The sequence below is a fragment of the Rhodococcus sp. P4_F3_2 genome (assembly GCF_056401335.1).
This window is the reverse complement of sequence record NZ_JBFUJN010000034.1, coordinates 46,783-71,541: the sequence shown is the minus strand read 5'-3', so window position 1 is coordinate 71,541 and position 24,759 is coordinate 46,783. Positions and strand designations below refer to the sequence as shown.

Here is a 24,759-nt window from a genome sequence, read left to right as displayed (position 1 = left end):
GGGCGTCAAACATCGGCTGCCTCGCCTGTAGTCACGTTCATCAACTCTCGGGCGCCGAGTTCGAGTAACTCGCGCGCTACCGCTCGGCCGAGTTCCTCGGCCTTGTCCGGCGCACCGACTGCGCCGGTACGGATGACGTCCGAACCGTCGATGGCGGCTGCGCAGCCGCGTACCGACAGTTCGTCGAAGATTCTGCCGTCGTCGTCGAGGGATTCGACGATCTCCGCGATCGCTCCGACCGGAGCGGTGCAGCCCGCTTCCAGCTCGGCGAGAAGTGCACGCTCGGCAGTGACTGCCGCCCTGGTACCGGCGTCATCGTGCTCAGCCAGGATCGCCGCCAATTCCGCATTGACAGAAAGGCATTCGACGGCCAGAGCGCCCTGCGCCGGAGCGGGGAGCATCTGCACGGGCTCGATGTTCTCGGTGATGAGATCGAGCAGACCGATACGGGACAAGCCGGCGCGAGCGAGGATCACGGCGTCGAGTTCACCGGATTCGACCTTGCCGAGACGGCGTTGCAGGTTGCCCCGCAACGGCACGATGTCGAGGCCGAGCCCGAGTGCCTTGAGCTGCGAAACGCGGCGCGGCGCGGAGGTTCCCACCTTGGAACCGGCCGGAAGCTCCCCGAGGACCAGACCGTCGCGGGCGACGAGCGCGTCACGCGGATCTTCGCGTGGCGGAATCGCCGCGATGACGAAACGCGGATCCTGCGCGGTCGGTAAGTCCTTGTAGGAATGCACAGCAACGTCGACGCGGTTGTCCAGCAAAGCTTCTCGAAGCTCTGCGGTGAACACTCCGACGCCGATCTTCTGGACGGGATCGGTGGACTGGTCGCCCTTGGTCTTGATGATGACCAACTCGGCGGGATGCCCCGCTGCAATGAGGGCATCGCGCACGGTACCGGCCTGCGTGGTCGCGAGAAGACTTCCGCGAGTGCCGATCCGCAGCGGGCTCCCCGATCGAGGGGTGGTGACGCTCATGCCTGCAGGTCCCTTCCAGTGCGGTCGCCGTCCACCAGGTCGGTGGGTGTGGCCACGGCCGCGGGAGATCCGGGGCTGAGTTCGAAGAGTTCGCGCAGCGCTGCTGCGTAGGAGTCGCCGCCGGGGGCCGACGCCAGTTGCTTGACGCGCACGGTCGGGGCGTGGAGAAGCTTGTCCACGACGCGTCGCACGGTGCGTGCAACCTCGTCGCGCTGCGGATCGTCCAGGCCGGGCAGACGCGAATCGAGCCGCATCAGTTCGGCTTCGACGACGTCGGCGGCGCGCTGACGCAAAGCCGTCACGGTCGGAGTGACCTCGGCGAGGCGCTGTCCGGCAAGGTAGGTCGCAAGTTCGCCGGCGACGATGGTGCGTGCGGCATCTGCGTCGGAAGCGGCTGCGCCTGCCGCCGGATCACGCTGCAGCGTCTCCATGTCGAGAACGGTGACACCCGGCAGGCCGGCGACGGCGGGATCGATGTCGCGCGGCAGCCCGAGGTCGCAGATGACCAGGTGCTTGGTGTTGTCGCGATCGGGCTCGGCGAGTGCGCGGTGCACATCCGCCAGGGTGACCACTGCCCCGACCGCGCCGGTACAGGTGACCATGACATCTGCCTGCGCCATCGCGGCCGAAAGCTGATCGAAGGCAACACCGTCGGCGTCGACGCCGTTGGAGCGTGCCGTCTCTGCCAGGTGCTCGGCGCGTTCCTGTGTCCGGTTGACGACGACGATGCGTTCGATTCCGGCGCGAGTCAGATGCGCAACCGACAGACCGCCCATCGAGCCTGCTCCGACAACCACGGCAGTGCGGCCGACGAGGCCGCCCTCACCGATGATGCCCGCTGCACGATCAAGAGCCACGGATACGACTGATGCTCCCGCTGAGTCGATTCCGGTTTCGGAATGCACTCGCTTGCCGACGCGCAGTGCCTGCTGAGCCAGTTCGTGGACGACGCGTCCGGCTGCCTGCTGCGCATCCGAAGATGCGTAGGCCGAACGGATCTGGCCGAGAATCTGCTGTTCGCCGATCACCATCGAATCGAGGCCACTGGCCACGGCGAAGAGATGTTCGACCGCTGCTTCGCTGTAGCGGACGTAGGCGTGAGCGTGCAGCGCCGTCAGGTCGAGACCTGAATGGTCGGCGAGGATTTCACCGACCTCGGTGAGCGCACCGTGGAACGCGTCCACCACCGCGTAGACCTCCACCCGGTTACAGGTGGAGACGATCATCGCTTCGGAGATGTGCGAAGACGCCAGAAGCTTGTCGATCAGCTTCGGACGATCGGTGTCGGTGACAGCTACTCGCTCGAGCACCGGGACGGGCGCGGTTCGATGCGAGACCCCGACAAGCAGAACACTCACGGCGCGATCACTGATCCGTTTCTTGTCGAACCTGCTCCGACCGGAGCGGGTGAACTGGTGGATGGGACTGACGAAGCGGATGCGGCGTGAGCCACTCGTACTCGCGGCGCACTGGATGCCTGATCGGCGTTGCGCGCACTGTTGAAGGAGAGAACCTGCATCTCGACGGCTAGATCGACGCGTCGCAGTTCCACGTGGTCGGGAACGTCGAGGGCGATCGGCGAGAAACTCATGATGCAGCGCAGTCCGGCGCTGACGAACTGGTCGCACACGCCCTGCGCGGCCTCGTCCGGTGTGGAGATGACGCCGATGGTCGCGTTCAATTCGCGGCAGGCGACGGTCAGTTCCTCGGTGCTGCGCACCACGAGGTCGCCGACTGTGCTTCCGATTCGATCTGCGTCACTGTCGAAGAGTCCGACCATCTCGAAACCGCGGCGGCTGAATCCGCCGTAGCCGACCAGCGCCTTGCCGAGGTTTCCGACTCCGACGAGAACGACCTTGTGCCCACGATCGAGTCCGAGTGCACGCTCGATGCGGATGCGGAGCCTGTTGACGTCGTATCCGACGCCGCGGACGCCGTTGGGTCCGAGGAATGACAGATCCTTGCGCAACTTCGCTGATCCGACACCGGACGCCTGCGCAAGTTCCTCGCTCGAGACGATGGAGGTACCCCGGTCGGACATCACTCCGAGGACCCGCAGGTATGCGGCCAAGCGCGTCACCGTAGCCTGGGGGATGACGCGATCCTGAGCGATCGAGTCGGTGACAGAAGAGCCCGCAGCGCCGGTGACGCGCTGAGCCACAGGCTCATGCGTCTGGTGCGGTTCGGTCACGTCGCTGGCTCCTCGTCCGGTCGACACGACTGTCGACCTCCACGATGCTCCGGGGGAATGTTCACACCACGGTAACCGCTTGTGAACCCATGCACAAAGTTGCTCGAGACGGGTTCGATGTGCCGTTCACCTGCAAAGCGGCTCCGCGGACAACTTTGAGGGTTGCCTTACTTGCGTAAATCGCCACGAAGGCGCTCTTCGTCAACTTCCCAGTAACCGTGCTCGCGTCCGTCGAGAAGAATGACCGGCAATCTGTCTCCGTACTCCGCTCTCAGCTCTGGATCCGTCGCGGCAGCTTCGTCTACGTCGATGCACGTCAATTCCAGCTCGAACTCGGAACAGACCCGCCGTAGTACCTCCGCCGCGCCGACACAGGACGCGCATCCTGCGCGTGTCAACAGGGTCACTTCATGCGTAGCTGCAGTCATCGACGCATACCTTTCTTCTACTGGGACGCCATCTACTTGATCGGTCGAGTGTGCCTCCGGAGCCCCGCTCGGTACCAAATCGGCGGAGAGGAACGTCACACACCACAGGGAAGGTCACCATCCAACCCATCGGGCCTCATCGCGGAGGATAGGCTGACTCGAAGAGTTCTCTGCTCGAGAATGCAACACGGGAGGTGCGGGTGCCTGCGCGATCACTACCGAACGGCTCCGGATTCGGATCAGGGCTTGCCGGGGTCATTCTCCCCGGACGTCGCCATGTGAAGAATCCGCTGGGCCCGAGTGAGTCGGAAGTTCGAGCCAATCTCGCCGGCGAGGCGAGCGCTGATGCAGCTCTGGCATTGCACGAAGCTGCCAACCCCACAGAACCGGAAACCGGCGAAGAGCCCCCGGCCGTTCCGCGCGACCTCACGGCCGCCGCATTCTTCGACGTCGACAACACCATGGTGCAGGGTGCATCGATCATCCACTTCGCCCGTGGTCTCGCTGCACGCAAGTATCTCAAGACCTCGGATCTGGTGGATTTCGCGTGGAAGCAGATCAAATTCCGCGTCACCGGCCGAGAAAGTAGTGACGACGTCGCCGAAGGCCGCGAGAAAGCACTGTCTTTTGTGGCCGGTCGATCCACCGCCGAACTCGCCCGCCTCGGCGAGGAGATCTACGACGAGGTCATCGCCGACAAGATCTGGCCAGGCACGAGGGCGTTGGCCCAGATGCACCTCGACGCCGGACAACAGGTGTGGTTGGTGACGGCAACTCCGGTCGAACTGGCCCAGGTCATCGCTGAGAAACTGGGATTGACCGGCGCCTTGGGCACCGTCGCCGAAAGTGAGGACGGAGTCTTCACCGGCCGACTCGTCGGCGACATCCTGCACGGAATGGGCAAGGCTCACGCCGTGCGGACGCTGGCGGTGCGTGAAGGCCTCAATCTCAAGCGCTGTTCCGCCTACTCCGACAGCCACAACGACGTACCGATGCTCTCGTTGGTGGGGACACCGGTGGCGATCAATCCCGACGCAGACCTTCGTGAACTCGCGAAGAACCGCGGTTGGGAAGTTCGTGATTTCCGCACCGGACGAAAGCCCCCCGCACCGAACTCAGCCGAGAAAGACGTTGCGCCGCTTGGCCAACAACCGATAAAGCGTCTGCTGAATCGTTTCTCGGACGTGGTCCGTGACCTCGAACAGGACCATCGGATCGTCGGCTGCACCGCTCTCGAAGGTGTCGGTGACGATCGGTTTTCCGAACTCGATGTACCACTTCGACGGCAATGGAACCAGGCCGAGTGGCCCGAGGTGCGGAAACAAAGGTGTGACCGGGAAATACGGCAAACCGAGAACGCGTGCGAGTGTGGTGAGATCACCGATCTTCGRATAGATCTCCTCCGAGCCCACGATCGAGCACGGGATGATCGGAACACCGGTTCGCATTGCGGCCGACACGAAGCCACCGCGCCCGAACCGCTGCAACTTGTACCGCTCACTGAACGGTTTCCCGATGCCCTTGAATCCTTCCGGGAACACGGCCGCGACTTCACCTTCGTTGAGCAGACGCTCGGCGTCGGGGTTGCACGCCAACGTATGGCCGGCTTTGCGCGCCAGTCCGCCCACCACCGGCATTTCGAAAGCCATGTCCGCAGCCAACATTCGCAGTGGACGATGCGCCGGATGATGATCGTGCACGGCAACCGACGTCATCAGCCCGTCGAGTGGGATGACACCGGCGTGATTGGCAACCACCAACGCTCCCCCGGTGAGGGGAATGTTCTCGATCCCGCTGACCTCGACGCGGAACCATTTCTCGAACAACGGCCGCAGCACGGGCATGACGACGTTGTCCGCAAAATGCGGGTCGAATCCGAACTCGTCGACCTCGTAGTCGCCGGACACCCGACGTCGGAAAAATTCTGCTGCCGAGGCGATCTGGTCGACGATCGCCGACCTGGCCGCATCGACGAACGTGCTCTCACCACCATGGTCGGCCGCCGACGGCACTCCGGACGGATGCCGACGCTGACTTTGTTCACGGACGTCACGCTCCGCGCCGGTGACGGACTCACGCGAACGAGAAGCTTCCGACTTTCCGGTGTGAGTTGCGCTGGGCCGCAGGGGAATTACCTTCGCCACGTCAGTCACCCCTTCACCGCACTTCGTCCCGACAACGGCATGTGCATCACGTCTGCACTTACGCTCGCCTCGGCAGTGTCACCGCCGAGGATGGTGGTCAACGCATTCTCTGCCCGATCGATCCACTCGGACTTGATGATCCGGCGCGTCTGCATCGCACGCATGAAATCGTCGAGTGCTTGCATGGTGGTCCATCGCGGCTCGAACCCCAACTCGCTGCGCATGCGAGTGGTGTCGAGTCCGCAGCCGAACCGGAAGTACTCGAGTTGCTCGTCGGTGTAGAGCCTCATGGACGACCCCACCAACGCGCTCCCGACACTACGGAACAGAGCGAGCGGCATGGGAACTTCCACCCTGCCTGCCCGGCGGATCGCCTGCGACATCATGACCACTCCGTCGCCGGCGATGTTGTACGTACCCGAGGCGTGGCCGATAGTCGCCTTCTCCAGCGCCGCGAGGGCATCCTCGACGTGGAGCAATTGCAGGCGCGCGTTGCGCCCGACGATGGTGGGCACGAGTGGGGCGGTGACGTAGTGCCCGACGGTTGCAGTCAGCTGAGGTCCGATCAACGGCGCCAACCGCAGAATCCCGACCGAGATGTCCGGGCKCCGACGCCCCATCCCGCGGAGGTATCCCTCGATCTCGAGGCTGTCGCGGGCATATCCGCCCGGCGGCCGGCGGCGCGCACTCATTTCTTCGGTGAACTGAGCGGGATCCTTGGCACTGCACCCGTAGACGACCGAAGCCGAGCGCAGGATCACCTTGCGAACCGTCGGAGCTTTCTGGCAGACCGCGAACAGTTGCATGGCGCCGATGACGTTCATGTCCTTCATCGCGGCGCGGCTGCCGGCTTTGGGGGCTTTCTGAAGCGTCGACGCGTGCACGACGGTGTCGACCTCGGCGTTTCGGATCACTTTGCCGATCAGCGGATTGCGGATGTCTGCTCGCACGAATTCCGCGCGGCCCATTCTGCGCATCATGTCCTTGCTCGGACTGACGGCGTCGACGGCGATGACACGCTCTATCGACGGATTCTGCGCAAGCCTGGTCACCAGGTAGCCGCCGAGAAATCTGCTCGCCCCGGTCACCAGTACGACGCGAGGCGTCGTGCCCCCTGAAGTGTTGTCACCTTCAACCACCAAGTACCCCCATATCCAGTAGAAACGCGCTCTGCCGAAGCGTTCCTCCCGCGATTTTCCCCCACTTTACGGGCAGAGGGGGTCCCGCGCTGACTACCCAAAATTCGGCCATTCAAGACAAACCGCCCAGACAATGAGRCGGCCGACACATCTCTCCCCTGAGATACGTCGCCCCTCCCCTGAAATACATCGATGCCCGCCACCCCGGAAGGGGCGGCGGGCATCAACAGGTACTGCTTATTTACCGAGTTTCCTGCGCTGTACTCGGGTACGACGAAGCAGCTTGCGGTGCTTCTTCTTCGACATGCGCTTGCGACGCTTCTTGATCACTGAACCCATAGCGGGTGTCCCTCACGTTCTTCTCTAGCGTTCCTGCGCACGCCGGTCACGTACGCCTGCGCCAAGCAATTGGCGCCTGGCCCTCGTTTTAACTAGCTCAGCGCCTTACGACACCAGCTTGCTGGTACGACAGTGACTCATCGTACCGGTGTGGTCTCACTCGGCATAAACCGAGCCTCCGGCACAGCAACCGCTGTGCCCGCGACTCGGCTCACGCCGAGGTCATCCTCTTCGAACCGGCTGGTCAGCCGGCATCGAAGTACGAGGTTTCGAGGTAATCGTGTACCGCCTTCGCGTGTACACGGAACGAACGGCCCACTCGTACAGCGGGCAATTCGCCACTGTGTACCAAACGGTACACAGTCATTTTCGACACCCTCATCAAAGTTGCTACCTCAGCAACAGTGAGGAATTGCGTGCCGGCCACTGCCGGCTTTCCGTCGTGGGACGAACCCATGGACGGCTTGTTTGCAGACACCATTAATCCACATACCTCCAGCACGACTCGCGCCGCCGGCTTCCCCTCCGGCGGAACAGACACGTACGTACTAAGTCGAGCTTAGCTGTACTGGTGGGGTTAAAGCGACGGGTGTGGCTAAACGGACGACTATTCCGCAGCTGAACCCATCGCGGCCGAGCGCGACTTGGCGGCATCCAAGGCATCGAAGAACGCCGTCCGCAGGCCGCCCGCTTCGAGCTGACGCAGTGCCGCAGCCGTCGTTCCACCCGGTGACGTCACCGCGGCGCGAAGATCCGTCGCGCTGTCGCCGGTGCGATCGAGCATCGCTGCGGAGCCGACCATCGTCTGCACCACCAATTCGGTAGCGACCGGGCGCGTCAGGCCGAGACCGACTCCCGCATCGATCATCGCTTCGGCAACCAAGAAGAAGTAGGCCGGGCCGGAACCGGAGACAGCAGTGACCGCGTCGATCTGCGATTCGGGAACCGTGACCACCTTGCCGACGCTGCCGAGGATGCCGCGTACGAGCTCGAGATGCTCGGCCTTGACGTGCCGTCCGGGCGAGAGAACGCTCACGCCCTCCCCGACCAGCATGGGGGTGTTCGGCATGACGCGGATGACCGGGAACCCTGCGGGCAGACGCGTTTCGAAGAACCCGGTCGGGATACCCGCCGCAAGGGAAACGATCAATTGCTCGAGGTCGCCGTCCAGATCGACCTTCGTCAACGCGGTGAGCGCCGATTCGACGTCGCCGGGCTTGACCGCGATGACGATGACGTCTGCGCCCTCGGCGGCGTCGGCGATCGTGCTGACGCGGATGGAGTATTCGGCGATCAATTCGTCTGCGCGAGGCTGATATTGCTCGGCGACGACCAGATCCTTGATGGCGTGGCCGGCCTGCAACAGCCCGGAGATCAGCGCCTCGCCGATCTTGCCGCCACCGATAATCGCAATTCTTGTCATGGCGAACAGCCTGCCACGACCGCAGCGATCGACCCTAGCGGGGCATCATCGCCAATTGTCGGCTCTGTACGACGACTGCGCCCGTCGAATCGAGAACAGCATGATCCTCTTCGAACCACGTGCTGCCCAGAACATCCGAGCTTGCCCGCACACGAAGCCATCCCGGCGTCGGCAGTCGGCGCAGGTACGTCGTCAACTGCACGGTCGGCGCCCACCCGAACAGGCCGCGGTTCATCGTCACGGGCGCGCTGATGTCGCCCGCCATGATCGCGAACAGCACAGCGGTGTCGATGTCGTTCTCGTCCTCGGGTCGAGGACGAACCCACATCCTGACCTCGGCCTCGCCTTGGCTGCCGGTCAGGAAGTGCGCCGAGGTGGTGTCGATTCGCATGTCGCAGCCCTGCCCGACGTGCACGACCTGCGCCATCGGGTGATCGCCGATGACGGCCACCGCACTCTCCGGCGGTTCCGGTGACATGTCGTCGATCGACGAGGCAGTGACGAAGGTGGGGTCGCCGTCATCGGGGAATCCGAGCGTGACCGCCGCGCGAACAGCGCTGCGTCCCGCCTGGCTCAACTCGACGTCGAACAACGCGACCTGGCGTCCCTGCTTTCGGACGATCACCTCCAGTTCGACTTCACCGGGGTCGGGGGCGGACAGATAGTTGGCGCTCACCGCGAGTGGCTGCATCTTCAGAAGCGAGTCGTTCTCACCTGCGCCGTCTCGCAGACATTGACGCGCGGCAGCGGCGCACACAGCCATCATGGAGCCGCCGTGCACTTTCGGCCCGATGGTCCAGATCGGATCGATCGTTGCGGTGTATCGCCCGTCGCCGAGCGAGGTGAGGCGATTGAGATCTTGAAAGGGGCTGGTGCTCATCGATTTTCCTGTTCGGTGCTTTCTCGGTATTGCGGGAAATGTCGTGCGGCAAGGTCCTGGTGCGCCAAGCGTCGCAAAGCTGTCAGGACAGGTTCGTACATGGCGGTTCCGAGGACTGCATAGCGAATGCCGTCCTCGGTCGAAGCGGCATGGCGAACGCCCTCCTTCGTCGTGCTGGTGGGCATCAGCTCGATTTCCACTTCGGCAATTCCTCGGATGTGGTCGCCGTAGGCGCGCAATCGCTCGTCCGAGAGGCTCAGTCCGGCATCCTCGAGACCGATCAGTGCACGCTCGAGGTGAGCAACCGCCACGTACCTCGGCTCGTAGACCTGACCGAGAAACTCCAGAACCTTGCGAGCTCTGGGGAACTGTTGATCCGGCACCGGATCGACGTAGGGCGGTAGTTGCGCGATCGCGCGACCGAAAGTCTCGAATTCGGATCGCTCGTCACTGTCCACCAATTCGAGCACCGCACGAATCCGTGGAATCGCGAGTCCCGCCCCGGCCAGCGCCCTGATCAACGCGAGTCGCCGGACGTGCTGTTCGCCGTACCTCGCTCCCGTCGCGCTGGTCGGTTCACCAGGCATCAGCAGACCTTCACGGAGGTAGTACTTGATCGTGGCCAATGCAACGCCGGACTGTGCGGCCAATTCGGAAACCTTCACCGCTCCTCCGTCCAACTCGCTCGGGCCACCACTGGATAGTGATGCTATCCAATGGTGGCCGAGCATCGGTAGGCAGGACACGCCTTGCGCTAGGGTTGAACCTTCTCTGCGCACACCACCAGAAATTTCCGAACGGAGCGAACAGGCGGAATGACGGATTTGCAGTCGGGGGCTCAACCCGACGAACAGTGGCGCATCGTCGAACCACTGACGCTGACTCCCCTGCTCACCGCCGCACTCGAGGTGTTCCACGAACTCGGTTACCACGGAGCGTCGGTTCGTGACATCGCAAAACGTGCCGGTGTCACCGTGCCGACGCTGTACTACCACCACGGCAACAAACAAGGCATCCTCGTCGCGCTGATGGAACCGGGCATCGAGAACGTCACCGCACGCGCGAGCGCTGCGGTCGACGCTGCCGGACCGTCGCCGACGGCACAGTTCGGCAATCTCGTCGAGGCGTGTGTTCTGCACATGACCAGTCGCTCCGACATCGCGTTCCTCGATTCCGAACTGCGGTACCTCGAGGACGCCGAACGAAAGAGCTACGCCGCCAAACGAAAGAAGCTCGAGAATCTACTCGTCGACGTTTTGACGGCAGGCGTCGACAGCGGTGAGTTCACGGTCCCGGACATCACCGGAACGGGCCGCGCACTGCTGGGCATGTGTCAGTCCGTCGTCCTCTGGTATCGACTCGACGGACCGCAGACTCCGCGCGAAGTCAGCGTTCTCTACCGCGAGATAGCTCTGAATGCCGTCGGCGTCACTTCGTGAACGCTGGTCGAATTTCCAGGCATGTCCGATTAGCCCTTAACTGACGAACGTCACACCTGTCGGCTGACACCGAAACCGGGACGCGCCCACTGTCACGGGTCCACACTTAGAAGCAGAGATGCGCGGGGTGGATCCGCAGACCGAGGGAGTTCTTGACGTATGGCCAACAGCAATCCATTTGTTCCTCCGAGCGCGGTCGACGTCGACCTTTCCGCGGTTGCCTGGGGGGCAAACCGCACGATGTCCGACTTCGAGACGGGAATGTGGCGGATGGAAGAGGCGCAGCCGCAACTGCGCTCACCGATCGTTGCGGTAGAGGTTCTCGATCGAGCTCCGGATTGGGATCGACTTCTCGACGCAGTCGAGTGGGCATCGCACGTGGTTCCGCGTATTCGTATGCGCGCGGTGGAACCGGCGATGCAACTGGGCAATCCGGTGTGGTCGGTTGATCCCGAGTTCGATATCGGCTACCACCTACGACGCGTCCGCTTGCCCGCACCGGCGGACTTCGATCACGCGCTGCGCATGTGCCGTCACCTTGCGACCGAACCTTTCGACAAGGCTCGGCCGCCGTGGAGCGCGCTGCTCATCGAAGGTCTCGACGACGGTCGTGCCGTGTTCGTGGTCAAGACTCACCACTCCATCACCGACGGCATGGGCGGCATCCAGATGATGACGCTGCTGCACAGCAGGCGCCCGGATCCCACTCCGAACAAGCCCGACCGCACACCGCCGGCTCCGGAGCACCTGTCGTCGGTAGGTGCATTCGGCGAGGAGGTCGTCAGCGAGATCCGGCGTGCGCCATCCCGTATCGCCAAGCTGGTTCGCGGCGCCACCAATGTTGCGACCACGGCGATCTCGAGTCCGTTCAGCACGGCTTCCGAGGTCCTCGGGTACGCCAATTCACTCCGCAAGATCGTCACTCCCCCAGCTCGTTCCGGTTCCCCTCTGCTCCACGATCGTGGTCTCGGACGGTGGTTCGGAACTCTCGAAGTGGGTGTTCCCGAGCTCAAGGCCGGAGCAAAAGCTGCCGGCGGCTCACTCAACGACGCTTACGTCGCCGCTTTGCTCGGCGGCTTCCATCGCTACCACGAAGCCTTCGGACAATCTGTCGAGAGCATCCCGATGGGTATGCCGATCAGCATGCGCACCGGCGCGGATGCCAACGGCGGCAACCGGTTTGCAGCCGTTCGCTTCAACGGCCCGGTCGCCGAAACAGATCCGGCCAAACGCATCAGGCAGGTGCGAGAAATCGTACTGGGTCTGCGTGAGGAACCCGCGTTGGACGCTCTCGACGTCGCCGCCCCGATCCTCGCTCGCCTGCCGAATTATCTACTCGCGAACTGGTATCTGTCCCAGTCGACAGGACTGGACCTGCAGGCGAGCAACGTCGCCGGCGTACCGGTTCCGGTCTATCTCGCCGGAGCGAAGATCGAGCGGATGTTCCCATTCGGCCCGGCGCCCGGTTGCGCGGCGATGGCGACACTGGTCTCCCACGTCGGGGTGTGCTGCATCGGAATCAATCTCGACACCGCCGCGATCACGAAGCCCGCGCTGCTGATGCAGTGCTTGCAGGAGAGCCTGGACGAGATCGTGGCTCTCGGAGTCCCAACGGAAGGTGCGTGAGTCATGAGCGAGAACACGACCAACCCGCGCGTGTACCTCACCGAAACCATGACAGAGGCCGAAGCCGGCGTGCTGCGAAAGTGGCTTGCCGACAAGGCAACCTCATCCGAAGCTCGGCCGGTCACCGTGAACATCACCGACAAGACCCTGGCAGAACTGGCGGCTCGGACCGACGACCCGATGCTCGCACCGCTTCGAGTGGTGTGGATTCCGGACACCCATACCAAACACAACGTCGCGGTGCGACTGCGTGATGCACTGGCACCGCGCGATCCCCTCCACCCCGGACGCGGTGCGCAACGCAGAACCCTGCGCACCGACCCCTCACGGTGCCAGGTCATCGAAGGTGAACCAGCACCACTGAGCGATCTCGAGCGTCGCCTCGAAAAGAGCGGTGGCGGTTCACTACCCGAGTTCATCCGACGGCAGGCCGCCCTCGCACTCGAGCGCGCCGAATTGGGCCTTCTGGGTGGCCAGTACAAGGTGTCGCGTTTCGTCGTCGACGAGATCACCGACACCCGCCGGTTCACCACCGAGGTGATGGCTTTGGCCGACCGGTTGAACATCGCCGTCGCCGAAGTCGACCGCCGCGCCCGTGAAGCTCTCGAAGAAATGGTTGCCACCCAGAGTCGCCAAGCCATCGCGGTGTGGGATCGCCTGGGCCGCTACTTCGCTCGCGCCTACAAGCTGGACGTGGACACGAGCCGCTTCGAGGAACTCCGTGAGCTGAACAAGGAACACTCACTGGTCTTCCTCCCCAGTCACCGTTCGTACCTCGATCCCCTCGTCCTGCGTCCGGCGTTGATCGCGAACGGCTTGCCGCTCAATCACGTCATGGGCGGCCTCAACATCAGCTTCTGGCCCATGGGCTCGATCCTCAAGCGCAGCGGCACCGTTTTCATTCGTCGAAGCATCGGCAACGACGAGGTCTACAAGTGGTCGATGCACGAGTACATGCGCTACCTGCTCACCAAACGCTTCAATCTGGAGTGGTACATCGAAGGTGGACGCGGGCGTACCGGCAAACTACGCCCACCGCGCTTCGGTCTCCTGACCTACCTGACCAAGGCCTTTCAGGTCAGCGGCGCATCCGACGTGTACCTCGTCCCCGTCGCGCTGAGCTACGACCAGCTCTACGAGGTCGGGGCAATGGCTGCCGAGGCACTCGGCGCCGAGAAGACACCGGAAGGCCTGCGCTGGATGGTGGGTTACGTACGCGCACAGGGAAAACGCAACGGCGTCGCGCACGTGACCATCGGACGGCCGCTCTCACTCGCGGATGCACTCAGCCAGGAAACCGATCAGCGCCTCGCCATTCAAAAGGCCGGCATCGAGGTGTGTCACCGCATCAACGAGGTCACACCGGTGACCGTGTCTTCACTGGCGATGTTGGCGTTCCTCGGAATCGAAGACCGGGCGTTGACAGTTCGTGAACTCACCGCGATTCTCACGCCGCTGTTCGGATACATCACCGCGCGAAATCTTCCGATCGCCGGCGACGTCGAACTGTCCGATCCGCGTGTCATCGAGAAGGCGCTGCAGACACACGTCGATTCCGGTGTGCTCGAGCGCTTCGATCGCGGCGGCGAGCAGGTCTTCTACCTCGGCAAGGACCAGCACCTTGTTGCTGCCTTCTACCGCAACAACACAATTCACTTTCTCGTCGTGCGTGCCATCACCGAACTCGTGCTCCAGGCAGCCGTCGAAGAGCGGTTCGAGGATCCCGTCGGAGACGGTTGGGCCGAGGCCAAGCGCATCCGCGACCTGATGAAGTTCGAGTTCTTCTTCAGCGACCGGGACACGTTCGAGCAGGAGATGCGAACCGAGCTGACCCTGATCGATCCCGAGTGGGAAACCGTCATGGCCGCCGACAAACGAACCGAGCACATGATCGAGACGGTGCGGCCGTACCTCGCGCACCGAGTGCTGCAACCGTTCCTCGAGGCGTACCAGGTTGTCGCCGATCAGCTTGTGCTCGCGCCGATTTCGACGTCGTTCGACGAAAAGTCCTTCATCAGCAACTGCATCGACGTCGCACATCAGCGTCGCCTGCGGCAGCAGATCGCCAGCAACGAATCGGTCTCCGGTGAGTTGTTCGCCACTGCACTGAATTTGGCGCGCAACCGTAACTTGATCGAAGTCGACGACGACGGAGTCCGGGCCAGGCGCCTGGCGTTTGCCGCGGAGATCAAGGTCCAGGTCGAACGTCTGCGCCATATCCGAGCACTCGCGCATGCACGGCTCGATCAGGTGGCAATGCCCGTGCCCGACGCCGCAGCAGTAGTGACCATTCCAGAAGCAAACCGAGCGCCCGCCGAGAACGAGGAAGTAGGACTGTGACCGGACTCGAGCGTCTGCACTCCGCCATCGAAGCCGCGCCTCCCGGGCCCGGAACGATCGCCGCCTTCGACCTCGACGGCACGTTGATCAGCGGGTACTCGGCCAGCGTTGTGTACCGAGACCGCCTGCGACGCTTGGATATCAGCGTCGGCGAATTGTTGCGCACCACCGGCGCCGCGATCGACACCCAGTTCCGTGGCGCTGATGTCGGAGCGCTGATGGACATCGGCGTTCGCGCCCTGGGCGGCCGTACCGTCGAGGAACTCAACGACTGGGGCCGACGGTTGTTCAAGCAGGAGATCGCCGCGATGATCTACCCGGAAGCCCGTGGGCTACTGGCGGCGCACCGGCGAGCCGGCCACACGATCGTGATGGCCACGTCGGCGACTCCGTTCCAGGCCAAGTACGTCGCCGAAGATCTCGACATCGAAGACGTGCTGTGCACCGAACCCGAAGTCGTCGACGGCATGCTCACCGGTGAACTGTCCTCCCCCGCTCTGTGGGGGCCGGCCAAGGCCAATGCCCTTGCGGGCTATGCCGAGAAGATGGGCGCCGACTTGAAGAACGCGTTTGCGTACTCCAACGGTGTCGAAGACGTCTTCATGCTCGAGGCCGTCGGGCGACCTGTCGCGTTGAATCCCGATCGTGGTCTGGCCAGGATCGCGTTGCGCAATCACTGGCCTTCGGTCAGCCTGCGTAAACCGCAACGCGGCGCAACGCCGATCTCGACGATCCGAACGGCAACCGCCATGGGCGCGCTTGCTGCCACCGCCGCCCTCGGCGCGTCGGCGGGCATCGTCACCGGCAACCGTCAACTGGGTGCGAACCTGGTCGGCACCTACGGCCCCGACATCTCGCTCTCACTGCTCGGCATCGACGTCGAGATCGACGGCGAGCACAACGTGTGGGATCACCGCCCGGCGGTGTTCATGTTCAACCATCAGAGTTCCCTGGACATGTTGGTCCTGGGAACCGTGATCAAGCGTGACGTGACCGGGGTCGCGAAGAAGGAAGCGGCAAGCGATCCGCGGTTCATGCCTGTCGGCGCACTGCTCGACGTCGCCTACATCGACCGCACCGACACCACAAAAGCGAAGGCTGCGCTGCAACCGGCAGTCGACAAGCTCAAGAATGGTGTGTCGATAGTCATAGCTCCGGAGGGCACCCGTTCTCCGACGCCACGCCTGGGCCCTTTCAAGAAGGGCGGATTTCACTTGGCGATCCAAGCCGGTGTGCCGATCGTGCCCGTGGTGATTCACAATGCGGGTGAACGGATGTGGCGCAATTCGCTTGTCGCCCATCCAGGCCCGGTCTACGTCTCGGTGCTCGATCCCATCTCGACCGAAGGCTGGGAGACCAAAGACCTCGACGCACACGTCGAGAAGGTACGCGCGCAGTTCGAAGCTGCGCTACTTGCCGGCCACCGCTGAGCGTGCCAGGTGCTCGCGTGCAAACGCGAGCGCCTGCGCCAGCATCGACGACCGCTCCCGCCGGGTGCGCGCGTTCTGCGTGTTGATCTCGATGACAGCCTGGCCGCTGAATTCGCTCGCAGCCAATTGCTGACACAACTCCGCGCACGGCTGTGAGCCATGCCCCGGAATCAGGTGCTCGTCCATCGACGCCCCGCGACCGTCGGCCAGGTGCAGGTGCTCGAGCCCCTTGCCCATACGGGAGGCCAACTCCAGGGCATCCATGCCCGCCGTCGCGGTGTGCGACAGGTCGAGTGTGTAGTGAGCGTGATCGGAATCGGTCGGGTCGTACGACGGACTGAACGCGGACAACGCTGCCCCCGGACCGCCACGTTTACGCAGACGCTCCGCGGATTTGTCCTTGCCGCCGAAGAAGCTGTCGGCGCGCATGGGGAACATGTTCTCCACCGCCACCACGACGCTGCTCTTCGATTCGAGATCGACAACCTGTTCCGCGAAGCCTTCGGCGTACTTGCGCTGCCACCGGAACGGCGGGTGGACGACCACCGTCGTCGCTCCCAAGGTTTCGGCAGTGCGTACCGAACGCTCGAGCTTCTCGACCGGATCGGAACCCCACACGCGCTGCGAAATCAGCAGACACGGCGCATGCACGGCCTGCACCGGAATCGCATACTTGCGAACGAGGGCAGCCACAGCACCGATGTCCTGACTCACGGATTCGGCCCACACCATCAGTTCGACACCGTCGTATCCGAGATCAGCGGCGTAGCGAAATGCTGCTTCCGTGTTCTCCGGATATACCGAAGCCGTCGACAAGCCGACAGCGATCGGCCGACGAACCATGCGCTGCGATCCCCCGATCATCGTCCGATCAACCCGAGGTCAACAAGAACGCCAGTGGACCGAGCGTCACGATCATGCCGACGACCACCGCGATCACGAAACTCGTGATGTCGTCCGTCTTGCGCAGAACCCGCACGACGGCCACCAAGCCGACGATCACGATCAGCGCGAGCACCAACGCCACCCACGGCAGCATGTCCCACAGCTTCTCGAAGCCCTTGAACATCGCGCCGCCGACGATCAGTGCAACAACCACCTGACCGGCAAGCACTGCCCATTCACGGATCGAGTTACGCTCGCCTGCCTCTTCCGCTGCCGGTTCGGCTTCGACATCGGACTCCGCGGCGGCACTGGACTTTTTTGCACTGTCATCGACAGCCGGCGCCTTGACCAGATCGACCACGGCGGTCGATTCGGCCTCGCCGGCATCCGCGTCTGCGATCTTGTCGATCAGTTCGGTGCTCTCTTCCAGCGCGGCCGGAGCAGGAGCAGTCGGTGCAGGTGCCTTCACGACAGGAGTGGGGACACGCGGCGGCAGGATCGGCGGACGCAACGACGGCGACTGGGTTGCGGCGCGCTCCTGACGCATCAGATCGCCCGCCAGGGTCTGACCCGACAGCAGTGCTGGTTCCTGCGTTACCTGCGTCGGTGACGAGGAGTTGAGCGGTGCCCGGCTCACCCACTGTCCGGGCGAGGACTTCGAGGTCTGTCCCGGCGAAGGCGTGGAAGTCGGCTTCGGAGTGGTGACCGGCGGTGTGGCAACCGGCTTCGATTCGGCCTTGGGTGCCTGCGGCTCGTCATCGTCATCGTCATCGTCATCGTCGTCGTCGAACGAGACGGCGAAGGCGGCGGTGCGGTCGGCGGGAACCTTCGGTGCCGGTTCGGCTGACTTGGCGGTTTCTGCGACAGCCTCGGCCGGCGCAGAAGGTGCAGCGTTTTCTGGCGCAGGGGCTTCAGGCTGAGAAGCTGCTGGTTCGGCCGACTCGGGCTCGGCGGCCGCGCGCGATCCCGACTGGCGAACGATCGGGATCTCACCCGTCAGTTCGGCGACGGAGATGCCACCGGCTACGCCGCGCCGACGTCGTCCACCTCGGGATTCGACGCTCTGACCGTTCCGCTTGAGCAGTTCCGCTACGGAAATCTGCTGACTGTCCTCGGTCATCAAGCACTCACCACCAATTCACCGCCCATTTCTGTGTCGAGCTTTCGCAGAATCAGACCCTCACGCAGTGCCCAGGGACAAATTTCCAGTTCGTCCACTCCGAGCGCCCGCATGGTTGCCTCTGCGATGAGCGCGCCGGCCACAATCTGCTGTGACCGATCCGAGCTCACTCCTTCCAATTCTGCACGGTCCGCTGCCGTCATCCTGGATATGAAGGCTATGAGTTGCCTGAGTCCGCTGGAAGTCAGGGTCCGTTTTGCCCGGGGGCCTGCGGCAGAAGGGGCCGCGCCGGTGAGCCGAGCCAACGATCGAAAGGTCTTCGAGGTCCCGACCGTGCGGTCCCAGTCGCCGGCGGCGCGCAGTTCCTTGGCTGGTCCGACCAACTCCGCGTCCAGCCAGTCGCGCAATACAGCGACCCGGCGCTTGCCCGGCGGATCGGCCTGTAGCCAGTCGCGCGTCAACCGTCCCGCACCGAGTTGCAGTGAGAAGGCGACGTCCGGATCCTCGTCACCGCCTGCGGTGAGTTCGAGCGAGCCGCCGCCGATGTCCAGGTTCAGGATGCGTCCGGCGCTCCAGCCGTACCAGCGGCGCACGGCAAGAAAGGTCAGGCGGGCTTCGTCGACCCCGGAGAGAACCTCGAGATTTACTCCGGTCTCGGCGCGGACGCGGGCGAGCACAGCTTCGGAATTGTTGGCGTCACGGACGGCGGAAGTGGCAAAAGCCATCATTTCCTCGCATCCGGACGTCTTGGCGATACCGGCGAATTCGGAGACCGTCGACACCAACCGATCGGCCCCTGACGTGGTGATATCGCCGCGGTCGTCAGTGTTTTCTGCCAGCCTCAACGTGGACTTGGTCGAGCTCATGGGTGTTGGGTGGCCGCCCCGATGGGCGTCCACAACCAATAGATGGACGGTATTGCTTCCGACGTCGAGTACCCCTAGTCGCACATCGCCACGTTACTGGGTCTACCGTCGGCCCTTGTGACAGCAGGTAACCCAGACCGGTCCCACAAGATGACTCCGAGCCCCGAGGTCGATCTCGATTTCCCGCGCGAATGGGTCGAATTTGTCGATCCGGACAACTCCGAGCACCTCATTTCCGCTGATATGACGTGGTTGCTCTCGCATTGGACCTGCGTGTTCGGCACGCCGGCGTGTCAGGGCATCATCGGCGACCGCCCGGACGACGGCTGCTGCTCGCACGGCGCTTTCCTCTCCGATCAGGAGGATCAGGACAAGCTCGATGCGTCAGTGAAAATGCTCACAGCCGAAGACTGGCAGTTCATGGAAAAGGGTCTCGGCAAGAAGGGCTACGTCGAAGAAGACGACCTCGAGGACGAGCCCGCGCTGCGCACCCGCCGCTACAAAGGAGCGTGCATCTTCCTCAACCGGCCGGGTTTTGCCGGCGGCGAGGGCTGCGCACTGCATTCCATGGCGCTCAAGAAAGGCATCGAGCCGCTCGAGGTGAAGCCGGACGTGTGCTGGCAGCTACCCATCCGCCGCACCCAGGACTGGGTCGACCGGCCGGACGGCGTTCAGATCCTCAAGACCACGATCACCGAGTACGACCGCCGAGGCTGGGGTGAGGGCGGCGACGACCTCGCCTGGTACTGCTCCGGCTCCCCCGACGCTCATGTCGGGGAGCGGCAGGTCTGGCAGTCCTACGGGCCGGAACTGACAGAGCTTCTCGGAAAGCGTGCGTACGACGAGCTGGCTCGCCTCTGCAGGCGTCGCGCCGGCCTCGGCCTCATAGCAGTCCATCCGGCGACCACGATCGCTCAGAACAAAGCTCAGGGCTGACTCCACGTAGACAAAAAGAATTCAGCCGCTCACACGATCGTGTGAGCGGCTGAATTCTTCTCGGCATTCGTCTCGATATTTCTTCTCGACGAGGTTCGATCACGCTTCGAGCTTGTAGCCCAATCCTCGGACCGTGACCAGGTGTTCGGGCTTGGCCGGATCCGATTCGATCTTCGAACGCAACCGCTTCACGTGTACGTCAAGGGTTTTGGTGTCGCCGACGTAGTCGGCGCCCCAGACGCGGTCGATCAACTGTCCGCGGGTCAGCACCCGGCCGGAGTTGCGGAGCAGGTACTCGAGGAGGTCGAACTCCTTGAGCGGCAATGTCACCGGGTTACCGGCGACCTGCACGACGTGACGCTCGACGTCCATCCGCACCGGTCCGGCCTCGAGCACCCCGTTGTCGGAGGCGAGATCCGCCTCGTTCTCCACCCCGCGACGCAGCACCGCACGGATGCGGGCAATCAGCTCGCGCGCCGAATACGGTTTGGTCACATAGTCGTCCGCGCCGAGTTCCAGGCCGACGACCTTGTCGATCTCACTGTCACGCGCCGTCACCATGATGACGGGAACGCCGGAGCGCGACCGCAGCGCCTTGCAGACGTCCGTGCCACTCATGCCGGGCAGCATGAGGTCGAGCAGGACGATGTCCGCTCCGGAGCGATCGAATTCCGCCAACGCCGACGGTCCGTCGTTGACGATGGTGGTCTCGAAGCCCTCCTTGCGGAGCAGGAACGCCAGCGGGTCCGCCAAGGACTCCTCGTCCTCCACGATCAGCACACTCGTCATCGTTTGGCCTCCATGCCGTTTTCTCTACTGCCTTGTTCTCGTCTGCCGATCCGCGTGGAACCGGCGGTTCCCGCGTCGTCAGAGTCGATGTCGTCGTCCGACTCCACGTGTGCCGGTATCTGCAACGTGAAGGTAGACCCTGTTCCCGGTTTGCTCCACAGTTCGATGGAGCCGTTGTGATTGGCCGCGACGTGTTTGACGATCGCCAGCCCCAGACCGGTTCCGCCGGTCTGCCGTGACCGCGCCTTGTCCACGCGGAAGAATCTCTCGAACACTCGCTCCTGGTCCGCTTTCGCGATGCCCTCTCCTCGGTCGGTGACTGCGATCGCGACATTGTCGCCGCGTACCGACCGACTGACGGACACCGGAGAACCCTTGGGCGAGTATGCAATAGCGTTCTCGATGAGGTTGGACAATGCTGTGACGAGGAGAGTCTGATCCCCGAGCACTTCCAGCCCWCTCGGATGGTCGGTGGTGACGGTGATCCCGGCGGCCTCGGCCGACAGATTCGACCTCGACAGTGCCTCGGACACCACGGTGTCGACGTCGACCACGTCGAGATCCGGCAGCTTCTCGGCACCTTGCAGGCGCGAGAGTGCGATCAACTCGGTGACCATCTTGCCCAGACGAATCGACTCGCCCAGCACCCGTTCGCCGAAGTGCCGCACCGATTCCGGGTCGTCAGCAGATTCGAGCAGTGCCTCCGCGAGCAAACTCATCGCACCGACCGGCGTCTTCAGTTCGTGGCTGACGTTCGCGACGAAATCGCGTCGCGTCGCCTCCATGCGGACCTGCTCGGAATCGTCGTCAGCGAACAGGACCACGAAATTGCGATCGTCCTTGCTGAGCAACCGGGCCGTGCCACGTACCGCGATCTTGTCGCGGCCGCGCTGAGCGGTCTGCGCCGTCAGATCGACCTCGACGGCTTGGCCCGTCCGCAGAACCTCCTGAGCAGCCCGCCAAGCTCGCTCGTCGACCAGACGATTCTTGACGAGGCCGAGTTCCTCGGCGCGAGGGTTGAAGAGCACGACGTCGTGGAAACCGTCGACGACGGCGATACCGCTTTCCGAAGCCAACACGATGAGGTCGAGAACCTGAGACATCGTGAGCCCGGTCTGTTCGTCCGAGCGCTGACTCTGGCGCGACGACAGCCTGGGTACCAGCACCCCGCCGACGAGGTAGCCGACCAAGCCGGCGACCACGACCAGCAGCACTGCAATCACGACACTCACGGCGCAATCGTACGTTCGCGCGAAGTGTCGGTTACGGCGGGTTCGGACGTTCCCGCCCGCGTAATCCGCCAGGTGGACGGCGTTGGTTCGTCGTTCATCTGTTGTTGGCCGAGGCCCCCCGAAAACACTGTTCGGGGGGCCTCGACGCACATCATCGGGTTGCTACTTTCCGCCCTGATTCGCCACCGCGGCGGCGCCGGCAGCTGCGGCCTCCGGATCCAGATAGGTGCCGCCGGGATTGAGCGGCTTCAGGTTCTCGTCGAGGTCGTAGCGCAGCGGGATTCCGGTCGGGATGTTCAGGCCCGCGATGTCCTCGTCCGAGATGCCGTCGAGGTGCTTGACCAATGCACGCAGCGAGTTGCCGTGTGCAGTGACCAGCACGTTCCGGCCGGCGAGCAGCTCCTGGGAGATGGTGTCCTCCCAGTACGGGATCAGACGCTTGACGACGTCGAGCAGGCACTCGGTCAAGGGAACCTCGTCGAGGTTCGCGTACCGGGGATCGGTGTCCTGGCTGTACTCGCTGCCGGCTTCGATGGCGGGCGGCGGGGTGTCGTAGCTACGACGCCAGAGCATGAACTGCTCGTTTCCGTACTCTTCCTTGGTCTGCGCCTTGTTCTTGCCCTGCAGAGCGCCGTAGTGGCGCTCGTTGAGACGCCAGTCGCGCACTACCGGGATCCAGTGGCGATCGGCGGCGTCGAGTGCGAGGTTGGCCGTGCTGATCGCGCGGCGCAGCAGAGACGTGTAGAGAACGTCGGGCAACAGGTTGTGCTCGGCGAGCAGTTCGCCGGCGCGCTTGCCCTCGGCCATGCCCTTGTCTGTCAGGTGTACGTCCACCCAGCCGGTGAACAGATTGAGTGCATTCCATTCGCTCTCGCCGTGGCGGAGCAGGACCAGGGTTCCGATACTCATGGCGTTCATCCTGGCACGAGTACCGGAACCCTTCTTGATCAACCCTGTCCGGAAATCAGCTCGGGGCTACTTCCGCAGTTCGCAGATCCTTACGGAGGATCTTTCCGGCCGCGGATTTCGGCACGGTGCTGATGAACGAAACCTGGCGAACCTTCTTGTGCGGCGAGACTCGCTCGGCGACGAACGAGATCACATCGGCTTCGGTCAACTCGGCGCCGCCCTGGAGCACGACGAATGCCTTCGGGACCTCTTCGCCCTCGGCGTCGAGCACGCCGATCACGGCGGCGTCGGCGATCTGCGGGTGGGTCAGCAGCAAGGCCTCGAGTTCCGCCGGGGGAACCTGGTAGCCCTTGTACTTGATCAGTTCCTTGAGGCGGTCGACGATCTTGACGACGCCGTCGCCGTCGACGGTCGCAATGTCACCGGTGTGCAGGTAACCGTCGTCGTCGAGGGTGTCCTTGGTGGCCTGGTCGTTGCCGAGGTAGCCGAGCATGATGTTCGGGCCCTTGCACCACAGTTCGCCGGGCTCGCTGACGCCGTCCGAGCCGAGAGCCGGGTACGCGACCTCTTCGCCCGTTCCGGGGTCGACGAGCTTGCATTCCATGTTGGCGATGGTCGGACCGCACGTGTCGAGGGCGATGTCGTCACGATCGAAGGGGATCGCGTGCGAGACCGGGCTCATCTCGGACATGCCGTAGCCCTGGCGGACGTGGCAATTCAACCGGTCGGCGACGGCCTTGCCGAGCGCCGCGTCGAGCGGGGCCGCACCGGAGAAGATGGTGTGCACGCTCGAGAGGTCGTACTGATCGACGAGCGGGTGCTTTGCCAGCGCGACGGCAACGGGCGGTGCGACGAAGATGTACGTCGACTTCTGCTCGGCGACGATCCGCAGGAACTCGACGAGATCGAACTTCGGCATCGTGATGAGGCTCGCGCGGCGGTAGAGCGCAGCGTTGAGCAGGACAGTCATGCCGTAGATGTGGAAGAACGGCAGGACCGCGAGAATCTTGTCGTCGGTCTCGATGCCCATCCGCGGAATGATCTGGCAGACGTTGGCCACGAGGTTCCGATGGGTGAGCATGACCCCCTTGGGTCGGCCGGTGGTGCCAGACGAGTACGGCAGCACCGCGAGCTGGGTGGCCGGATCGAAGGAGACCTCGGGCGCCGCTGCGCCCTCGCCGAGCAGATCTCGCAGCGACAGATGGCCTTCGGCACCGTCGAGCACGAAGACGTTCTCAGCCGGGATACCGACCAGGTCAGCAGCTGCCTTTGCCTGCGGCAGGAGCGGCGAGACGGTGAAGAGGAACTTGGCCTTGGAATCGGTGAGCTGCTTGGCGATGTCCTCGGCGGTGTAGAGCGCGTTGATCGTGGTCGCGACGCCACCGGCACGAAGGATGCCGTGGAAGACGGAACCGAAGGCCGGGACGTTGGGCGAATGCAGCCCGACCACGTCGCCGACGGCGAGTCCGCGCGCTGCGAGAGCGCCTGCAACGCCGTTGATCTGTGCGATCAGCGAAGCGTATGTGGTGACTGCGCCCGAACTGCCCTCGACGAATGCCGTCTTGTCGAGGTCTGCGGGGTCGGTATTTCCGAACAGGAAGTCGTAGACGCTGAGGTTGGGGATTTCAACGTCGGGGAACGGACTCTTGAAGCTCACTGTGCT

General features: G+C 63.7%; 23 protein-coding genes and 1 pseudogene. 6 read left to right on the top strand and 18 right to left on the bottom strand.

Annotated elements, in window-relative coordinates:
- Window positions 1-5: 5 nt before the first annotated feature.
- From hemC to AC1DWA_RS27260, 4 genes are all read right to left on the bottom strand, one after another.
- Window positions 6-980, bottom strand: a complete 975-nt coding sequence (gene hemC / locus AC1DWA_RS27275; RefSeq protein ID WP_029254842.1) for a hydroxymethylbilane synthase — start codon at window positions 978-980, stop codon at window positions 6-8.
- Window positions 977-2,338 (bottom strand): glutamyl-tRNA reductase, encoded by a 1,362-nt coding sequence (locus tag AC1DWA_RS27270; RefSeq protein ID WP_019744375.1) that lies wholly within the window; start codon window positions 2,336-2,338, stop codon window positions 977-979. Before AC1DWA_RS27270 ends, hemC begins: the two co-directional genes overlap by 4 nt.
- On the bottom strand, window positions 2,335-3,198 hold the full coding sequence (locus AC1DWA_RS27265; protein ID WP_019744376.1) for a redox-sensing transcriptional repressor Rex: 864 nt from the start codon (window positions 3,196-3,198) through the stop codon (window positions 2,335-2,337). The genes AC1DWA_RS27270 and AC1DWA_RS27265 overlap by 4 nt, the downstream gene beginning before the upstream one ends.
- 140 nt (window positions 3,199-3,338) lie before the next feature.
- A complete protein-coding gene (locus AC1DWA_RS27260; protein WP_446696250.1) occupies window positions 3,339-3,599 on the bottom strand; it encodes a glutaredoxin family protein in 261 nt (86 codons plus the stop codon).
- Window positions 3,600-3,799: 200 nt separating this feature from the next.
- Here AC1DWA_RS27260 and AC1DWA_RS27255 point away from each other — a divergent pair.
- A pseudogene (locus AC1DWA_RS27255) lies at window positions 3,800-4,699 on the top strand (HAD family hydrolase); the annotation flags it as partial.
- A 15-nt stretch (window positions 4,700-4,714) separates the two neighbouring features.
- Here AC1DWA_RS27255 and AC1DWA_RS27250 read toward each other — a convergent pair.
- The 7 genes from AC1DWA_RS27250 to AC1DWA_RS27220 form a co-directional block, all read right to left on the bottom strand.
- Window positions 4,715-5,752 carry a lysophospholipid acyltransferase family protein gene (locus AC1DWA_RS27250; RefSeq protein WP_477917309.1) on the bottom strand — a complete coding sequence of 346 codons (1,038 nt, stop codon included), beginning with the start codon at window positions 5,750-5,752 and terminating at the stop codon, window positions 4,715-4,717.
- Entirely contained in the window at window positions 5,749-6,882 is a 1,134-nt protein-coding gene (locus AC1DWA_RS27245; RefSeq protein WP_477917307.1) for an NAD-dependent epimerase/dehydratase family protein, read from the bottom strand. Before AC1DWA_RS27245 ends, AC1DWA_RS27250 begins: the two co-directional genes overlap by 4 nt.
- Before the next feature lie 237 nt (window positions 6,883-7,119).
- Window positions 7,120-7,221, bottom strand: coding sequence for a 30S ribosomal protein bS22 (locus AC1DWA_RS27240; RefSeq protein ID WP_003402602.1), 102 nt, complete (start codon window positions 7,219-7,221; stop codon window positions 7,120-7,122).
- 244 nt (window positions 7,222-7,465) lie between these two features.
- On the bottom strand, window positions 7,466-7,702 hold the full coding sequence (locus tag AC1DWA_RS27235; protein WP_003941845.1) for a helix-turn-helix domain-containing protein: 237 nt from the start codon (window positions 7,700-7,702) through the stop codon (window positions 7,466-7,468).
- Window positions 7,703-7,828: 126 nt separating this feature from the next.
- Window positions 7,829-8,644 carry a pyrroline-5-carboxylate reductase gene (gene proC, locus AC1DWA_RS27230; protein ID WP_019744381.1) on the bottom strand — a complete coding sequence of 272 codons (816 nt, stop codon included), beginning with the start codon at window positions 8,642-8,644 and terminating at the stop codon, window positions 7,829-7,831.
- A gap of 34 nt (window positions 8,645-8,678) precedes the next feature.
- Window positions 8,679-9,524 carry a thioesterase family protein gene (locus tag AC1DWA_RS27225; protein WP_020906772.1) on the bottom strand — a complete coding sequence of 282 codons (846 nt, stop codon included), beginning with the start codon at window positions 9,522-9,524 and terminating at the stop codon, window positions 8,679-8,681.
- Window positions 9,521-10,189, bottom strand: coding sequence for a MerR family transcriptional regulator (locus tag AC1DWA_RS27220; RefSeq protein WP_030535506.1), 669 nt, complete (start codon window positions 10,187-10,189; stop codon window positions 9,521-9,523). The genes AC1DWA_RS27225 and AC1DWA_RS27220 overlap by 4 nt, the downstream gene beginning before the upstream one ends.
- Before the next feature lie 150 nt (window positions 10,190-10,339).
- Here AC1DWA_RS27220 and AC1DWA_RS27215 point away from each other — a divergent pair, with 150 nt between their 5' ends.
- The 4 genes from AC1DWA_RS27215 (at window position 10,340) to AC1DWA_RS27200 (ending at window position 16,359) form a co-directional block, all read left to right on the top strand.
- Complete coding sequence (locus tag AC1DWA_RS27215; protein ID WP_046378204.1) at window positions 10,340-10,963, top strand: TetR/AcrR family transcriptional regulator; 624 nt, start codon at window positions 10,340-10,342, stop codon at window positions 10,961-10,963.
- 159 nt (window positions 10,964-11,122) lie between these two features.
- The gene (locus AC1DWA_RS27210; RefSeq protein ID WP_041814780.1) at window positions 11,123-12,589 is read left to right on the top strand and encodes a wax ester/triacylglycerol synthase domain-containing protein; all 1,467 of its coding nucleotides are present in this window, start codon (window positions 11,123-11,125) and stop codon (window positions 12,587-12,589) included.
- A 3-nt stretch (window positions 12,590-12,592) separates the two neighbouring features.
- On the top strand, window positions 12,593-14,929 hold the full coding sequence (locus AC1DWA_RS27205; protein ID WP_020906768.1) for a glycerol-3-phosphate 1-O-acyltransferase: 2,337 nt from the start codon (window positions 12,593-12,595) through the stop codon (window positions 14,927-14,929).
- Window positions 14,926-16,359 (top strand): HAD-IB family hydrolase, encoded by a 1,434-nt coding sequence (locus tag AC1DWA_RS27200; RefSeq protein ID WP_019744387.1) that lies wholly within the window; start codon window positions 14,926-14,928, stop codon window positions 16,357-16,359. The genes AC1DWA_RS27205 and AC1DWA_RS27200 overlap by 4 nt, the downstream gene beginning before the upstream one ends.
- Here the strand turns inward: AC1DWA_RS27200 and AC1DWA_RS27195 are convergent.
- Genes AC1DWA_RS27195 through AC1DWA_RS27185 form a run of 3 tightly spaced genes read right to left on the bottom strand, consistent with a single transcriptional unit; the run spans window position 16,339 to window position 19,314 of the window.
- Window positions 16,339-17,223, bottom strand: a complete 885-nt coding sequence (locus AC1DWA_RS27195) for a sugar phosphate isomerase/epimerase family protein (protein WP_019744388.1) — start codon at window positions 17,221-17,223, stop codon at window positions 16,339-16,341. The two genes, AC1DWA_RS27200 and AC1DWA_RS27195, sit on opposite strands and share 21 nt — an antisense overlap.
- Before the next feature lie 7 nt (window positions 17,224-17,230).
- A complete protein-coding gene (locus tag AC1DWA_RS27190) occupies window positions 17,231-18,364 on the bottom strand; it encodes a hypothetical protein (RefSeq protein ID WP_172933296.1) in 1,134 nt (377 codons plus the stop codon).
- Complete coding sequence (locus AC1DWA_RS27185; protein WP_003941975.1) at window positions 18,364-19,314, bottom strand: Ppx/GppA family phosphatase; 951 nt, start codon at window positions 19,312-19,314, stop codon at window positions 18,364-18,366. The genes AC1DWA_RS27190 and AC1DWA_RS27185 overlap by 1 nt, the downstream gene beginning before the upstream one ends.
- Window positions 19,315-19,380: 66 nt before the next feature.
- Between AC1DWA_RS27185 and AC1DWA_RS27180 the strand changes: the two genes are divergently transcribed.
- Window positions 19,381-20,166 (top strand): DUF3109 family protein, encoded by a 786-nt coding sequence (locus tag AC1DWA_RS27180; protein ID WP_003941928.1) that lies wholly within the window; start codon window positions 19,381-19,383, stop codon window positions 20,164-20,166.
- A 99-nt stretch (window positions 20,167-20,265) separates the two neighbouring features.
- Here AC1DWA_RS27180 and AC1DWA_RS27175 read toward each other — a convergent pair whose 3' ends face one another.
- From AC1DWA_RS27175 to AC1DWA_RS27160, 4 genes are all read right to left on the bottom strand, one after another.
- Window positions 20,266-20,955, bottom strand: a complete 690-nt coding sequence (locus tag AC1DWA_RS27175; protein ID WP_003942020.1) for a response regulator transcription factor — start codon at window positions 20,953-20,955, stop codon at window positions 20,266-20,268.
- Window positions 20,952-22,187 carry a sensor histidine kinase gene (locus tag AC1DWA_RS27170; protein WP_477917305.1) on the bottom strand — a complete coding sequence of 412 codons (1,236 nt, stop codon included), beginning with the start codon at window positions 22,185-22,187 and terminating at the stop codon, window positions 20,952-20,954. Before AC1DWA_RS27170 ends, AC1DWA_RS27175 begins: the two co-directional genes overlap by 4 nt.
- A 162-nt stretch (window positions 22,188-22,349) precedes the next feature.
- Complete coding sequence (locus tag AC1DWA_RS27165; RefSeq protein ID WP_003941992.1) at window positions 22,350-23,105, bottom strand: phosphoglyceromutase; 756 nt, start codon at window positions 23,103-23,105, stop codon at window positions 22,350-22,352.
- Between the two features lie 46 nt (window positions 23,106-23,151).
- Window positions 23,152-24,753 (bottom strand): AMP-binding protein, encoded by a 1,602-nt coding sequence (locus AC1DWA_RS27160; protein WP_019744393.1) that lies wholly within the window; start codon window positions 24,751-24,753, stop codon window positions 23,152-23,154.
- Between the last annotated feature and the right edge of the window lie 6 nt (window positions 24,754-24,759).

Excerpts from the sequence above, each read along its gene's own strand:
- AC1DWA_RS27235 (WP_003941845.1), bottom strand. The coding sequence starts at position 7,702 with ATGGTGTCTGCAAACAAGCCGTCCATGGGTTCGTCCCACGACGGAAAG.
- AC1DWA_RS27215 (WP_046378204.1), top strand. The coding sequence starts at position 10,340 with ATGACGGATTTGCAGTCGGGGGCTCAACCCGACGAACAGTGGCGCATC.
- proC (WP_019744381.1), bottom strand. The coding sequence starts at position 8,644 with ATGACAAGAATTGCGATTATCGGTGGCGGCAAGATCGGCGAGGCGCTG.
- AC1DWA_RS27210 (WP_041814780.1), top strand. The coding sequence starts at position 11,123 with ATGGCCAACAGCAATCCATTTGTTCCTCCGAGCGCGGTCGACGTCGAC.
- AC1DWA_RS27190 (WP_172933296.1), bottom strand. The coding sequence starts at position 18,364 with ATGACCGAGGACAGTCAGCAGATTTCCGTAGCGGAACTGCTCAAGCGG.
- AC1DWA_RS27225 (WP_020906772.1), bottom strand. The coding sequence starts at position 9,524 with ATGAGCACCAGCCCCTTTCAAGATCTCAATCGCCTCACCTCGCTCGGC.
- AC1DWA_RS27205 (WP_020906768.1), top strand. The coding sequence starts at position 12,593 with ATGAGCGAGAACACGACCAACCCGCGCGTGTACCTCACCGAAACCATG.
- AC1DWA_RS27180 (WP_003941928.1), top strand. The coding sequence starts at position 19,381 with ATGACTCCGAGCCCCGAGGTCGATCTCGATTTCCCGCGCGAATGGGTC.
- hemC (WP_029254842.1), bottom strand. The coding sequence starts at position 980 with ATGAGCGTCACCACCCCTCGATCGGGGAGCCCGCTGCGGATCGGCACT.
- AC1DWA_RS27260 (WP_446696250.1), bottom strand. The coding sequence starts at position 3,599 with ATGACTGCAGCTACGCATGAAGTGACCCTGTTGACACGCGCAGGATGC.
- AC1DWA_RS27195 (WP_019744388.1), bottom strand. The coding sequence starts at position 17,223 with ATGATCGGGGGATCGCAGCGCATGGTTCGTCGGCCGATCGCTGTCGGC.
- AC1DWA_RS27165 (WP_003941992.1), bottom strand. The coding sequence starts at position 23,105 with ATGAACGCCATGAGTATCGGAACCCTGGTCCTGCTCCGCCACGGCGAG.
- AC1DWA_RS27175 (WP_003942020.1), bottom strand. The coding sequence starts at position 20,955 with ATGACGAGTGTGCTGATCGTGGAGGACGAGGAGTCCTTGGCGGACCCG.
- AC1DWA_RS27240 (WP_003402602.1), bottom strand. The coding sequence starts at position 7,221 with ATGGGTTCAGTGATCAAGAAGCGTCGCAAGCGCATGTCGAAGAAGAAG.